The sequence below is a fragment of the Tenacibaculum sp. 1B UA genome (assembly GCF_033978845.1).
Taxonomy (GTDB): domain Bacteria; phylum Bacteroidota; class Bacteroidia; order Flavobacteriales; family Flavobacteriaceae; genus Polaribacter.
Window position 1 is genome coordinate 1 of the sequence record NZ_JAKVUA010000026.1, and the last position, 15,583, is coordinate 15,583.

General features: G+C 28.7%; 15 protein-coding genes. All 15 read right to left on the reverse strand.

Annotation, left to right across the window (positions count from 1 at the left end; all coding sequences use genetic code 11):
• Positions 1–228 (reverse strand): hypothetical protein (locus MK851_RS14605; RefSeq protein WP_320244615.1); only part of this gene is annotated, 228 nt, incomplete at its 3' end.
• A gap of 122 nt (positions 229–350) precedes the next feature.
• Positions 351–701 (reverse strand): hypothetical protein, encoded by a 351-nt coding sequence (locus MK851_RS14610; RefSeq protein WP_320244617.1) that lies wholly within the window; start codon positions 699–701, stop codon positions 351–353.
• A gap of 92 nt (positions 702–793) precedes the next feature.
• Positions 794–2,137, reverse strand: a complete 1,344-nt coding sequence (locus tag MK851_RS14615; protein ID WP_320244618.1) for an N-acetylmuramidase domain-containing protein — start codon at positions 2,135–2,137, stop codon at positions 794–796.
• A gap of 20 nt (positions 2,138–2,157) precedes the next feature.
• A complete protein-coding gene (locus MK851_RS14620) occupies positions 2,158–2,763 on the reverse strand; it encodes a hypothetical protein (protein ID WP_320244621.1) in 606 nt (201 codons plus the stop codon).
• A 41-nt stretch (positions 2,764–2,804) separates the two neighbouring features.
• On the reverse strand, positions 2,805–3,557 hold the full coding sequence (locus MK851_RS14625; protein WP_320244623.1) for a hypothetical protein: 753 nt from the start codon (positions 3,555–3,557) through the stop codon (positions 2,805–2,807).
• Positions 3,554–5,101, reverse strand: coding sequence for a hypothetical protein (locus tag MK851_RS14630; protein ID WP_320244625.1), 1,548 nt, complete (start codon positions 5,099–5,101; stop codon positions 3,554–3,556). Before MK851_RS14630 ends, MK851_RS14625 begins: the two co-directional genes overlap by 4 nt.
• 85 nt (positions 5,102–5,186) lie before the next feature.
• Entirely contained in the window at positions 5,187–5,894 is a 708-nt protein-coding gene (tssD, locus tag MK851_RS14635; RefSeq protein ID WP_320244627.1) for a type VI secretion system tube protein TssD, read from the reverse strand.
• Between the two features lie 36 nt (positions 5,895–5,930).
• A complete protein-coding gene (tssR, locus tag MK851_RS14640; protein WP_320244629.1) occupies positions 5,931–8,255 on the reverse strand; it encodes a type VI secretion system protein TssR domain-containing protein in 2,325 nt (774 codons plus the stop codon).
• Between the two features lie 2 nt (positions 8,256–8,257).
• Positions 8,258–9,190 (reverse strand): PKD domain-containing protein, encoded by a 933-nt coding sequence (locus MK851_RS14645; RefSeq protein WP_303510493.1) that lies wholly within the window; start codon positions 9,188–9,190, stop codon positions 8,258–8,260.
• Positions 9,191–9,200: 10 nt separating this feature from the next.
• Positions 9,201–9,647, reverse strand: coding sequence for a type VI secretion system TssO (gene tssO / locus MK851_RS14650; RefSeq protein WP_320244632.1), 447 nt, complete (start codon positions 9,645–9,647; stop codon positions 9,201–9,203).
• Positions 9,648–9,650: 3 nt separating this feature from the next.
• Entirely contained in the window at positions 9,651–10,148 is a 498-nt protein-coding gene (tssO, locus tag MK851_RS14655; protein ID WP_115901750.1) for a type VI secretion system TssO, read from the reverse strand.
• Positions 10,149–10,160: 12 nt separating this feature from the next.
• Positions 10,161–11,330, reverse strand: coding sequence for a hypothetical protein (locus MK851_RS14660; protein ID WP_303510502.1), 1,170 nt, complete (start codon positions 11,328–11,330; stop codon positions 10,161–10,163).
• Positions 11,320–12,198: a TssN family type VI secretion system protein gene (locus tag MK851_RS14665; protein WP_303510504.1), complete on the reverse strand. Its 879-nt coding sequence runs from the start codon at positions 12,196–12,198 to the stop codon at positions 11,320–11,322. Before MK851_RS14665 ends, MK851_RS14660 begins: the two co-directional genes overlap by 11 nt.
• Before the next feature lie 14 nt (positions 12,199–12,212).
• Positions 12,213–13,157, reverse strand: a complete 945-nt coding sequence (locus MK851_RS14670; RefSeq protein WP_320244636.1) for a hypothetical protein — start codon at positions 13,155–13,157, stop codon at positions 12,213–12,215.
• Complete coding sequence (locus MK851_RS14675; RefSeq protein WP_320244638.1) at positions 13,142–15,580, reverse strand: ATP-dependent Clp protease ATP-binding subunit; 2,439 nt, start codon at positions 15,578–15,580, stop codon at positions 13,142–13,144. Before MK851_RS14675 ends, MK851_RS14670 begins: the two co-directional genes overlap by 16 nt.
• Positions 15,581–15,583 lie beyond the last annotated feature (3 nt).

The following is a 15,583-nucleotide window of genomic DNA, read 5'->3' on the forward strand; positions in this document are numbered from 1 at the left end:
TTTTTCATTGTGACAGTTTGAATTTAAAGTTAGTAAATTCGAATTATTAACTGTCCTATTTTTTGGGAAGCCTACACTAGCAGATAAAATTTCACTATCATATGATTGAACAGAATCTAATTTACCTTCATTTTTTGTGACCGCTATTATAATATCGTTATCCCGTTTTATTGCTGTTTTACAACTAAAAAAAAGAAATAGAATTATTATTACTTTAGTATATTTCATATTAGAATTTATAACTTTTTAGCCCCATATAAAATAGTATTTAAAAATCTAGCTCCTCTCCTTGTTAGGAGCTTCTGCATTTGCTCTACATATATAAAGTATTGAGTATAGAAAGGAGCAAATTAGTTTTCAAAGTTCAATTCTTCTATTTTATCCTCACAAATAGATTTATCAATTTTAAGAGAAGTAGAATTAAAATCAGATGTTTCTATATTGAAACTTCCTTTTTTCAAAGAGTCTATTTTAGTATTATTTTTGTTAAAATAAATTGTTTTATAGAACATAGGTCTGACACTAGAATATTCATAAAATAATGTATTAAAATTATCCTCTCTTAAAATTTCAAAATGATGAAAGTTAACTTCATCTATAGGTGTTTTTAAAATGGTATCTTGATATTCACATAAGTCATTTTTTATATATAAGATGTTATAATGATAATTTACACCTGACACTTCTTTTAACTCAATCATATTACCTGAGCTATCTTTAACATTCCTCTCCTGCTTCTTATTACCTGATTTGCAACAAATAAAAAAGCAAACAAGTAAGAAAAAAAAGGTCTTTACTCTTTATTATAGTTTTCATAAGCTTCTTTCATTTTAGTGTGATAGTTATTTTCTTCGTATTTAGGACCATTATATAGTTTAGCTATTTTTCTCCAATCCTTTTTCTTCATTGCACTTTTTATACTAGGCGCAACATCAACTAAATAAGTTTTAAAAAACCTAAACTGTTGTATTTCGCACAAATTTTGAGCTTTTTCTAATTCTTCAGGACTATCATATAAATAATCATAATACTCTCCTAGAACTTGAAATTTCCCCCACGAACTGCTCATAATTGGAATACTTCTCTCTCCTAATAACTTTTCTGCGTCATTTAATCTTTTATGTTCTGCTTCTCCTCCTTTATACCCTCCCCATGAAGTATTAAACAAATTAGAGTTCTTTAATTTTAATTCATTTGCCTTTGATTTCCCATATTTCTTCTCTGTATGCTTAAAAGCTTTATGCCTTTCATATAAAATTTTAGATTTATTAGGATTTTTAGATATAAATGAACTTCTACCACCACTCTCTACTTTTGCCACTGCTTTAAATACATTTTTTTCTACTCCCATATCTTTAGATAGCTTTTCATAATTACCCTCAGTTATTGATTTTCCTTTTCCGTTACAAGATACTTTTACTAACCCCATTTTTAGACAATAACAAGGCGCTTTCCCCAACTCAAACCACTTCCCGTCTATATCTAACCATTGATTAGGAGTAGTTCTTTTATCTGGTTCTCCGTTTTTATCAGGATTTCTTCCATTATATACTACCTTTATATCATTAGGAGTGTGGGCATCAACTAATAAGTACATAAATGCCTTTTTATCCTTAAGCTTATCTAACTCTTCTTTTTCTCTTTTGGTATCTTTATCCCCTAAGATTATTTTAAAAATTGCCCAATCTTTAAAGTCAGTTTTGTTGGTTATTTTATTATCTTTTGCATAAGCTCCAACTACTGCTTCGGCTTCTGTAGTTGTACCTTTATCATGCTGCAACATTAAACCTTTTTCTTTAGTTTCTAATTTTGTCTTCTCAACTTTTCCTTGCTTTACATTTAGCCTAACTTTTTTATTTGCTAAGTTTGATGTTTTTACAACTACATAAACTTCATCACCTAAATTTGCTGACTTTAACTTTTTAAAAGTCACTTTATCTCCTGTTTTTTCTTTTTTAGGTTGTGAACCAATATTTAGGGTTTTTCCTACATAAATAGTATCGCTGGTTAAGCCATTGTCTGCTTTTATTTTTGCTACTGTAGTATTGTGCTTTTTTGCTATTTTACTTAATGTATCTCCTGAAACTATTTTATACTTAACAGGTTCTTTTTTGTCACTTTTTTTTATACGAAACAATTAAATAATAAATCTTCTACTTACCCTTCAAAGTCTCCACAATCATGAACCTCTAACTTTTTTAAGTCCCTTTTAATCATATAAAATTTATTGATTTGAAAGTTATCTACTTCTTGGAAACTTGCATCTAACTGAACTCTATAAATCGGGACTTCTTCTACTTTAGCTATAAATAATTTTACTTTTTGGTTTTCTTGAGTAAAGAGTATTTCATAAGTTTTTTCTTTTTTAACTATACTCTCTATCTTAAAAACTCTTTTCTCCGAATCTTCACAAACATTAGTTAAGATTACTTCCTTATGATTAAATTTAACATTAGCTATATCACATGAATAACATGCTCCAGAAACATCATACGTATATCTTTTCAACACCTCTTTCTCTTCTTCATTAAAAGATAGTCCTATCATATCTTCTTCCAAGACCTCTTTAACATCAAACTCTAGTATTTTTTGGCTTTCTACTTTTGTTAAAGTATCTTTTTCTGTATTACTTTTATGATTATCTTCCTCTACATTTACTGATTCTATCTCTTTTTTTTCTTGTACTATATCATTATCCCGTTTTATTGCTGTTTTACAACTAAAAAAAAGAAATAGAATTATTATTACTTTAGTATATTCCATATTAACGTCTATAGTACTCAAAGTCCTAACTCCTTTCTCCCCTAATCAGAAACTTCCACCTTTGCTTCATTCTCATGAAACGTTCCATTAGCTTTTAAGCTTATTTCTCTTCTTATAAATATAGATTCATCTTCTATTGAACTATAACTATAAACAATAATATTGTCAGAGTTTATTGTAAAACATTCGTGATAAGAAACATCTTCTAATCCAATTCCAGACGTAACTAACCTTACTCTATCTATTAATTTATTCTGAATGTTATTATAAGTGAGTAATTCTAAATTGTAACCTATAGGGCTAATATCTCCTTCTATAGTTTCATCAAATATTTTATTTAACAGTATAAAAAAGTCAATCTCTTTATAATTAGATTTTACTCTTTCATATAGATAGTTCTCTGAAAAAAAAGTCCTTTTAATGTCTTCATCTTTATTTTCTAACAAAAAATAATAATAAGAAGGCTGATACTTTTTAGTTGAACTATTAATTTTTTCTATTGTTGTTTTATATAATAATCTATCTTCATCAGGACTTAAAACATTTAAACTATCAGTATTTAATTGAATATAGTATTCAATATTTTTAATAGTATTTTGCTCTTCTACAATATCTTTATCACAGTTATTTTCAAAAATTTTATTTTCTATAAACTTTACTTTATAAGCAAAACTTTTATTACCACTTTTCTTTACTTCCTCTTTATTAGCGTTCCCTTTATCTTCTTTTTTATTTACATTGGTAGTACATTGTGTTAAAAAAAGAAGCGAAAGAATAAATATACTTTTCATCATTTTTTATATTTTATTTTAAGCCCTTGAATATGTAAGTGATCTTTATGATGTTTATCTGACTTACAATGATTCAAATCTTTATTTTCATGTGTTTTATTTGATAGATTTTTAATGGTATCCCCCCATCCAAACTTATGTAAAGCATCTAAAAAAGTATTTTGTCTTTCAATATCTAAATCTTTATTATTTACATAAATTACTGGAATTTTATTCCCTTTTGAATCTTTATCTATTTTAGCCCTTTTCTTATCTTTTCTTAAATATTTAAAATCCATATTAAACCCATTAAAGTGGCTAACACTATAAGCTCCCGTACCATCTGTTGCAACTGAACCATTAGAAACAACATCTACATAATTAACATCTGCCAACGCTCCAATTAAAGTAGCAAAAGCCTCTGGATTGAAATACTCTCTTGAAGTATCTTCATATAAAGCAAAATTGATATTTTTTGAATCTGAATATTTAAAAACCTTCGGGCTACCTTTAAAAGGGGTTATTAATGGATTTTTTAAATTTCCATCTTTTTTATAATAACGAGTTCTTGCCCCTATTGTCACTTTTTTCCATTCTCCTCCTTTCTTTGTTTTCCACTCATGTTTTGTCCCATCAACCCACCTTTGAGACTCAATAACATCAAAGTTCCCTAAACTATGTTTGCCTCCTTCTTTATCATGATAGATATAACTCACTTCTTTCAATCCTTTAAAATCTAGTTTACTTATTTCTCCCGTATGATAAATATTTATGATATTTTGATTTATTAACTCAAACCATTTACCTTCCCCATAATACCAAAGATTAGGACGGTTATCAAAAAACTCTTCGTATTTTACTTCAAACCAATTTTGATTTTCAGGCTCTGCATCTACAACCATAAACAGCTTCGTTTTTTTATCTGTTGTTTTATTTAGAGCTTCTCTGTATTTTTTCTGATCTTTCTCATCTTTAGGTGATAGTGTAACTGCGTCTATTGCGAAGTTTCTAAAATCTTCGGCATTTGATATGTTCTTTTTATTTTGCTCTGTAAATCTGCTTACATACGTTTCTACAACACTAGTTTTTTTGCTATCCTGTTGTAAAACTATAGAACTATCTTTTGCTACCAAACAATCTTTTTCGGCTTGTTTTAAACTTAACTTTATACGTTTATTAGCCATATTTTCAGTTTCAACCACCATATACACCTCATCTCCTAAATTAGCATTAGCTAGTTTTGTAAACTCTATTTTTGGCAGAATTAAAGGAATATCAATACAATCTCCTTTTGTATATGAGTCTTTTTTAAGTACCTCTACTATGTGAGCAACTGTTGTTTGCTGTTGCTTTTTTTGTAAACCTCCCTTAATGTTTTTATAAATAATTGTTGCTATCTTTTCCTTACGAGCTTTTGTACTTGTATTATTACTCCCTTTGAAAGTATAACTTTCAGTTTCTCCTGTTTTCTCAGTACCTTTAATCTCTTTTTTTGCCAAATAAGCTTTTTTTACTCGTTGGGTTTTAATTTTCAGAGTATTACTTGGTTTTACGGTTAATGTTGCCATAGCTAATTAATTTTGTATTGTTTCTCTTTCTCCTTCTTGTTGAACAACTACACGTAACTTCAATTTATGTTCACTACTAGTTACCTTAAATTCTTTTTATAATATCGTTTTCTATAACCTTATCGTTGTATACAAAATCTTTTGTATGGTTACTTAAATCAATATCTATTGTTTGTCCTATAGCATTTTCTGTTTTCAATACTAAGTACACTTCTTCTCCTGTATGTGGTTCTGCTTGTTTATTACCTTCAAGGTCGGTATAATAACAGGCAAAACGAGGTGTTGTATCTTCTTTAGCTTTGTAGGGTGCAGCTTCTTTTATCGGTATAAAACTTTCTTGCCAGTGTTTTATATAACGTGTGGTACTTTTTTTACTCCAGCTAGAGTTATTAAAAAATCGGTAGTCTTGCATGGCTGGAGATATGGTTAGAGTTACCTGCATACCTGACTGATTACAAAACCTTTCATGGTAATTGATGAGTGTACCATCTTGAAAGTTGTATTCAAAAATTTCTAATCCGTCATAATCATCTTGATAAAAAACAATTTTACCGTCTCTTAACTGATATAAGTCAAAAGGATATGGTATTTTTTTGTTTTCGGTTCTGTCTGCGATTATCCACTCTAAAAAACTATCATCATACATTTGCGATTCAAATGTAACTGAGATAATTCCTCCCATTAAGGCAGAGGTAGGTTTTCCGTTCCAATCGATAAGTCGATTGTAGTTTAAGTTTGTAGTGAGTAACTCTCGTTCTTCTCCACACACAAACAACTTTGCTTTTACATTCATTTTTGGGCAATTTTCGGGGTTCTTTCTAACTATTAACTAGGGCAATAGTTCTAAAGGTATAAAGTACACTTCACTTTTATAACCTTCTTCTACTTTTTGCAACTTATTTTTTAAAAATAATTCCTCTAATTTATCTATTTTTTTATACTGTTGAAAATAAAATTTTTCAAAACCATTTTTCCCTACTCTTTTTCTTGGTAATTTATATATTCCTAAACAGTAATAACCTTTATGATTCAAGGGAATTCCTGATTTAAAGTAAAATAAATCTGCGATTGTTGCTTTTCTACTTAAAACATATCTATACGCTGTTTTGTTTAGTATTTTTATTTGTTTTTGATACAAACGTTTTATTATTCTTCGCTTTTTTCTTGTAATGGGTTTTGCCATTTGAGGAAACGTACTGCGATAATTTTCTATTAATTCTATAATTTCATCCTTATCAAAAACATAGCCTTTTTTTATAATACTATCGTTAAGCAATGATACTTTTTGGTATAATACTTCGTGTAAATTGTTTCTGCTTAATTGAAAAAGGCGTAAACTGTCTGTATTTAGCTCTTTGTATCTTGTTTTTATCGTCGCACTTGGTTCGCTTCTTAAAACTCCTAGTTTTTTATTAAAGTAATTTAACGAGGATATAAGCTTATTATTTGTTAATGTAGATCTTTTTAAAACAGTATCTATCGCTTTTTCTAAAGACAACGGAGTTAAAGAACTTTCTATTCTTGGAAAAATAACGCCTCCATTAAAAAGACTATTATCTGGAGCATCGTACACATAAATATTATCTTCGTCTGCAGGTATTTTTTTTAGGATATTGTTTTCTACAATAATTTCATTATCTACAATAAAATTCTTGATAAATTCATTATAATATTTCCCTGTTTTATACAAAAACTCTTTGCTTCCTAATATATAATTCTGAGATCTTACACTTTTATTATTGTCTAATTGCGCAAAAATAATTTTAGGTGATTTTTTAGCTATTTTTTCAAAAAAAGCATCTTTTTGTCTTTTAATATCATTTGTGTTTTCTTTACTTGAAGCAATGATGAAGAAATTGTTTTCAAAACGTTTATTTTCACCTGAAAAATTATCTATTGCATAATTAACCGCTTTGGGAATAGACATTGTTTTTTCTACATACTCTACAGCTAAATTGTTTTGATTACTTTCTATAAAAGATTCAACAAAGCTAATCCACTCTGAAAAGGAGTTTGTTTTTTCTAATATTGCTGTTCCTTTTTTATCGACTAAAATTGCTGAAAAGCTGTATTGAGCTTCGGTAGATTCTTGAAATAAGGTTATGTATAAACTTTGTAGAGAGTTTAATATTTTTTTTAGGTGTTCACTTTCTTCGTTTTTAGAAATAAAGTGGAAGTTTACGACCTTCGACTCCTTTTTCATAAACTTTATTTCTTTTGTATAAAAGCTGTTTCCTTTTACATTAATAAGTTTATTTTTATCATGATTCCAAACATGTACTGGAGCTATCAAGTCTTTAGTAACATCTGTTTTTAAGTTTTTATATCCTGTATATAAGTATTTAGACAATACATCTTCGCCTGTAAGTTGAATTGTATCTTTATTACTAACTGCCAATAAACTATCAGTGTCATTTATAACATATACTTGACTTTGTCCAATACGTGTAATTAAGTTTGATGGTATCCAACCTACTGTTTGAGAAATAGAGTCTTTTAAAATGGGTTTGTCTGACACAAATACTGCTTTCCCTTTTTCATCATACTTATAAGGGTATACGATTTGATTAGACACCAATTTTTTATTTGATTTTGTTCTAAAAAAAGGATCTTTAAATACATTTACAGAGTCTACTTCTATATAAGGCTTTAAATCGAAAAGTCTTAGTGTCTTATCTGTTCCTACCTTATATTTTATAGGTTTATTATTACACGTTTCTAAAAACGAATGATTATACTCTATTACATTACTTGCAGGAATCCATCCTAAATATTCTACTTTCTCTGTATCTTTAAAGTTAAATTTATCTCCATAAAACATAGAAAACAATCCTTTGGGCTTTCCTATTTGATCTGGGTTAGCTACTACTACTTCATACGAGTTTTCTTTTTCATCAATTACATACAAAGGAGTAAGCAGTCCTTTCTTCTTAAACTTTTCTTGCACATATGGTCCTTTATAAAAAGAATTTTCCTCTCTATCAGAAAAAACCATTTTTAACGAAGCATCGTGCTTCGTTTTTGCTTTTTTTAGATAGTTAAACCTATCCGTTTTTACTTCTTTTACTTTTTCATATTTCCCTATCGTTTGTGATACAATAGAAAAGGAATATAGCGACAGCAAAAAAATAAAAAGTGTTATTTTTTTTTGCATTATTATCTTAGTAAACTTTGTGTTACGTTTAATCTTTTGAAACATTTAATTGTATCTATTTCAACTTTATTTATAATTATTTTGCTTCTTTTCTTATTCTCTAAATAGTGTAAACCTTGGCAGTAACTAAAAAAGTCATTATATCTTCCTCCATTAACAATTACGAGTATATCTTCTGCTTGATTACATGTATAGTTATTTTTTATATAATTTAAGTTTTTATAAAAAGTTCCCCTGTCTGTAACCTTACTATCTGCTATTGCTTGAAGTCTTTTTCTAATGTCATTTTGAACGACTCCTAAAGAGTCTACTTTTTCTAGTTCTTCTACTTTTTCAAATCGTGGTAAGATTCTTATATTATGAAATATAGGGTACTTTAATGTATTTGTTTGAAGTTTCACTCTATAATCCCCTGGTTTACTATACCTATAAATCACTTGTTCTTCATAGGCATCAACAGTTCCTGTTTCTCCAAACTCCCAATACCAAGTATTTATTCCTTTTCCTTCGGTAAAAAACACTAATTCTTCTCCTACATAACCTTCATCTACTCCATGTAATGTTACCAAAGAGTCTCTAGGTGAAAGTTTAGGTAAGGAAACCACTCCTATTTGTTTTGATACTATAAACTTATCATTTATCTTAATGGACACCAAGTACTTTCCTTCTTTACGATATTTATAATCTGTATTACCTGGTTTTACAATGGAATCTCCATTACCCATATGCCATACTACTTTTCTCCCCTCAACTAAACTCGTATCGTTTAAAAGGAAAAACAGTTTTTCGTTAACTTCAAATTGATAATTGCTATTAGACTCAGATACATAAAAATCTAAGTTACTAAGCCTTGATTTATAGGGTGCGAATATTGCTAGGATTAATACCAATAAGGCTATGAAAATTAAAACTGACAATTTAAATTTATTAGACATACTCTTTTATTTAAATGTTAGCTTTACACTCTTCTAAATTCTCTTTCAAAACTTTATTATTTCTTTTTAAAGCATTGTATTCTTCACTCAAATCGAAAAACATTTTAAGCGTTTTTGATGATTGAACTCCAAAAATATATCTATTATTCATATCGTTATCTCTGTAGATTCTTTTGTATTGTTGTATTTCTTTATCTAATTCATCTAATACCTGAATTTGAATAACATCAAAAGGTATTTCTTGAATTTTTTTGTGCGTGTTTTTTATTCTCTTTGTGTACTCTTCTTGAACATCAAAAATTTCTTCTGAAGCATCAATACTATTTAACAGCTCTTTGCTTTCTATTACAGGAACTTTAAACACAAGTTTGGTTAAAATTATAAATACTATTGTAGAAATTATAATAAATAAGAGCGAGAACCTTATTTTTTCCCAAAAAACTTCATGATTATCCATAGCTTATTCTTTTTTTAAGTCTTTATTTATGTCTTTATACTTTTCTCTACATTTTTCTAGCTGCTCTTTATTAGCCTCCCTTGTATTAACTTCTTTATTATAGTTTTCAAGAAGTGACTGTATGTTCCTTATTTCCGATAAAAACTCACCGTAAATTTTATAGTAGTTATTTTCTTTTTTTGTACTATCAATACTCTGTCTTATTTCAACCCTAGTATTGGTAATAATTTTTTGCATTTGCCTATACTCCCCTATATTTCTTCTTTTATTTTTTAAGCTATATAAATTTTTAAAAAGCTCTTCCATTTTAAAATTTAACATTGCTTGTTTTTTAAAAACTTCATTATAATGAGATTGCTTACTCTCTATTAAAACAACTCCTTTTTCTGCTATAATTAAGGTAACATATAAACAGAAAAACACAACTACTGCTGTTAAAGAGAATGACGCAAAAAACTTAAGAATTTGTTTTTTCCTTTCTTTGTGATTTAAAGCCTTCATAAGAAATTTATATTAATCAATTATACTCCAAGAACTGTTTCCTCCTCTATTTCTGTTGAACTGCGATTTAGACTCTTCGTTAATTACAATATTGTCTTTTCTTTGTCCTATATACTCTAATTCACTCATCTTTTTAAATACACGCTCTAACATAGCTACAAACCTATTTAACACATCAAACGTTTCAGATATTTCCATATGATTGTATTTCACATTAACAGCATCTACTATAGAATCTAGAAAATCAGAAGGTTTTATATCTGTCCATTGATAATAATACTGTAGTAACTGTTCTTTTTCTTTATCATCCATTATACTTAAACAAATAGAAAGTTTATTTGCTAGCACAACTAACCTATCTACCAAATACATAGGAGAGCTATTAACAGAAATATTTTCTAAATTAAAGATATTATCACTGTAATACTCTTGCAGCTTTTCACAGATTAAAAAAGTATTAGAAACTAACTTATTACTACTTTTTTGTCCGTTGTTCTTTTTGAAAATTTTAATAGAATAATTTTTAGACTTGATAAGTACTTGTAACAACCCCTTACCAAAACCTTCTAACCTTTCATTAGATGCTAAATTAACTACTGGCGGAACATAACCTTCATCAATTGAAAACAACCCATTCGTCCATAAAACCTTCCCTATAACTAAAAAGTGCTCTTTTAAAAAACTGGTATTAATTTTTGAAACAGGAAGCGTATGTAATTCTAATTTGGGTAATACATTAGGATGATGTAAGGGTACTACTTCAGGATCTGGCACACCCACTGGTAAATATTCAAAAGGAGATAAAGACAACATTATATAAAACTCTTCACTTTCTGTTTTATCAAAATCAGATGTTTTTAGAGTTACTGATGGTGAGTTTGCTCCATACAAATCGCGGTGATACATAATTCTGTATCCTTTTTCTGTAATTGCATTACATGACTTAAGTTTTATTACTAAAGAGTTATCTCCATCACTTAAAACATCTAGTTGTAAGTTTTCAAAATCAGCACTACTTTCAATTAAACCATATTCATAATTTTTGAGAGAAACAGAATTATAATCCTTTACTGTTTCAATTGTATTATTATAGTTTTTAAAAAAATGTTCAGCAGATATTTTTACTCCGTCAGTCCAATTTATTGGTAAATAATTCATTTTATTATTTTTCTTATTCATCATCAATAGTATTTAAAGCAGTTCTTCTTATGTATATAGTTTGTTTATTTCTTATTCTGTTAAATTTACCGTCTTTTTCAGCGTCTAAAACTTTTGTGAATAGAGGGAAATTAAACCATTTATTAGTATAGAATATCCAACCAATAGGCTCTCCATCTAAGTAAGTATCAATCATTCTATCAGGGAATCTAAAATTTTGATCTTCAATAAAACGATTAAACCACATACCTACTGATACCTCCATAGGTAATTTCACTGAAAAGGAACTGTAGTTTTTATCATCAGGGTTTCTTTTAATCTTTACGGTAACTTGTATTAACTTAAAAACATCTACATTATCCCAATACATATCTGTAGCTCCATTATCTGAAACATTCCAAGCTTTATAAAATGATTTTGAGATATTTAAAAAATAACCTAAAGACATAGTGTACAACAATGGTAACACAAACCAAATTATTGACAACATTGCCCAAAGTGCATAAGGTAAATTGCTTATTTTTTCAAAAATTAGGTAATACAACCACCCTGAAAGAACCATTACTATAAAGACAAAAAACAGTGTGTGAAATTTATTATCTAACCCTATAGACTTGTAAAACTTTGTGTTTTGAAAAAATATAAAAAACACACCTATAAAAAGGTAACACAAAACTGTAAGTATTAATCCTACCCACACAAACTCATACTTTAACAGACTTAAAAAAACAGGAGCTATTAAAATAAGGGTAAGTAATAATACTAAAACAATTGCCTTTTTTATATTAAAAGACTTTTTAGCTTTTACTACATTGTTTAACACCATTAAAGAAATTATGGCTATTAAAGGTGCTAAAAGGAATTTTAAAAAATATACTATTATTATGTTCATAACTTTTTCTTTTCTTAATTAGTTAAATACGAATCATATCCTAAGAACCTCTCTGATAAAACAAAAGATTGATCAGAGTTTGTTTGATAGGTGATATGAATTTTTCTTGAGGAAATTAAAAAGAAGTTCAACACTTCTTTTATTTGTAGAACACTTTTTTCTAAAACGTTAAAGTTCTCTACTTCTTTTTCTAACACTACAACTACTTTAACATCATCTATCTCACTATAAATCTCACCGCTCAAGCCTAAATCAACCCCTAAAACTGCGTCTCCTAAACTTAAAAAAGGTGACTCTTTTATAACACATGGCACATAATTAAGCTTTACTTTTAAGCCTAAAACTACCTGTATTAATTTTTCCAACTCCGCTAAGTTTTCTTTAAAGAACTCAGATTTACATAAGTTAAGGAATAGCTTATATAAAGACTCGTCTGAAACTAGCAAATCAGAACCTATAATTTGCTTGAAGATATTTAATAGATTCTGTTTTGATTTTTTGTCTGAGAAAAAATTTAAACTTCTATTATTAATCCTAACTCTTTCTTTAAATATTTCAGTATCAAAAAGAGTAAAAAAGTTAATATCTCCTTTTTCTTTTTCTCTATTCTTTCGAATAGTATCAATCACTTCTTTTTTGTTATCTGAATTAACTCCTAAAGAAAGTGGATAAAACAAAATTTCTGGTAGTTGATGATATATACTATTTCTACTCAGGTTAACAACTAAATTTTCCTCGAAACCTGTATCTTTAGCTATAAAATTTGAGTCAACAGATAAAATATCTTTAGATTGAGCTCTACTATTCATTCCATGGTTTCTTACAATTAGCCTCTCAGAAACATCTTTATCTAGTAAAAACTCTAGCTCTTCTACAAAAACTTCTCCAATAAAATTAGATGCCATATTGCGAACAAGTTCACCAACAACGACATCGCTTTCTTTTACACTAGTTCCCATACAAGATTATTGTTTTTATAATCTAATAATACATGATCTCCTTTATTCACTTGTTCAGAAACTATCATTTTAGATATTATCTTTTTCACATATGTTCTTACAACTCCAGCAATAGGTCTAGCTCCATACTTTTGAGAAAATCCTTTTTTTGATAAGAACTCTAAAGCTTCGTCAGAAATATCTAACACTATTTGTTTTTGTTGTTCCAATTGCTTTCTAAGCTTATTAAAGTGTATTACTAAAATATCTTGTGCTACTTTTTGGTTAATTGGAGCGAATGGAACTACTTCTGTTAACCTTCCTAAAAATTCGGGTCTGAAGTGTTGTGCCATAACCTCAATTAACTCATTTGAAGTTGGAGTTTTTCCTTCTGTTATTTGTTCAGCAATCCATTGACTACCTATGTTAGATGTAAAAATGACAATAGCATTAGAGAAATCCCCTTCTCTTCCTAATTTATCATGAATCACACCTTCATCCATTAACTGAAGAAAAACATCGTAAACAGAAGTATGTGCTTTTTCAATTTCATCAAATAAAACTACTGAATATGGGCGTTGTCTAATTTTAGTTACTAGCATTCCTCCTTCTTCATAACCTACATAACCAGGAGGCGCTCCATAAAGTAATGCTGCTGAGTGCTCCTCTTTAAATTCAGACATATCAAAGCGAATCATTGCAGTTTCATCATCAAAAAGCAACTCTGCCAATGATTTAGTTAATTCCGTTTTCCCTGTTCCAGTAGGACCTAAAAAGAAAAAAGAACCTATTGGTTGTTTCGGATTACTAAGTCCACTTCGTGATTCAATAATAGCGTCAGAGAGTGTTTGAATAGCGTTTGACTGCCCTTTAACTCTTTCTTGTAACTTTTTATCTATATTTAAAAGACGTTCTTTTTCTTCTGTTTGAATTTTTCCTAAAGGAATGCCTGTAATTTCTGATACAACAGCTTCAATATTCATTTCACTTACAATATCAATAGGCGTCTTAGCTAACTCTTTTAACATTGATAAGAATTCATCAACCTTAGATATTTCTTCTTGTAAATCTGGATTATCAGACACTAAATTAAATGACTTGGTAACTTTTGAGGTTTGAATAACACTAACTTTTCTATAAATAGTATTGTATATTAGTTGTAAATCTGAAAAATCAAATTTTTCTGAGTCCTTAACTTCATTAAACTCTTTTTCTATTTTTCTAACCTCTGTCAATACCGTAGCGTTGCTCATCTTTACAGCTGCTACAGTTTTATCTATTAAGTCTATTGCTCCATAAGGTAATTTCTTTTCTTTAAAATACCTTTTTGAAAGATGTATAGATTCCTCAATTGCTCTATCTGAAATTTTAATATCAAAATGTACTTCAAGTCTTTTTTTATGTCTGTGCAAGCATTTTAACATTTCCAAGTCTCCTAACTCCTCTAATTTCAAGATTTCTAGCTTGCCACTTACAGGGTGTCTTTCAAGACTTTTTCGGTAAGAATCTGAATTAATTGTAAAAATCATATTAATTCGTCCTCCACTTAATTGAGCATTTAAAATGTTAACAATGGCATTTGTTTTACCAGAAGAATTTTCAAGTAATACATGAAGATCATCTATCACCAATATAGATGGAGTATCAATAGATTCTAACTTCTCAAATAACTCTGATATCTTTTTATTTACATCATTTTCTGAACTTGCTGCAGCCAATAATTTTGGAACATTAAGCTTAAACACCAAATGACTTTTTAAATACTCATCAGTACTATTACTTAATTCTCTTACAAAATAATTTACTGTCGCTGTTTTACCAATTCCAGATTCTCCTACTAGAATAACACCTTTGCTTTCAGATCTTTCAAAATTCTCTAAAATTAATCGTACTTCCTTTTCTCTTCCTAAAATTAAATTTCCTTTTTGAATTACTTCTTGTGTCTGAAGATCTTCAATATATGAACTTATAGTAGAAATATTTTCTTTGGTATTTGACTCTAAAAAAGTAGGGGTATTTGCATTGTACTGCTTTAGTATTTCTTGCTCTGTTATTCCAAGTGTTTCTATTTGTTGACCAGAATATACAACACCTTCTCTTACTACCGCTGTAAAAATGCATAACGCATCAATATTTTCTGTTCCTAATTTGATTTTTGAACGTTCAGACTCTTCAAAAACCTTAGCAACCTCACTATCTGGATGTACATCTCCAGAAGCTTGTAGCGGAGTTGACTTGTACATCTCTTTCATTACTTCAAACCATTCTAAGATGTAATTAGCATCCTTCCCCATACCATCAATAATCTCCTCTAAACCAGTAGGCTCATTAATTAATGATGTTACTAAGTGGCTGACACCGTAAGTACTTTGTTTTTCTTTGTAGGCAATACTTTTAGCTCTTTTTATACTTGATAAAGCGCTTGAACTGTAATCTTTTTCCATCAT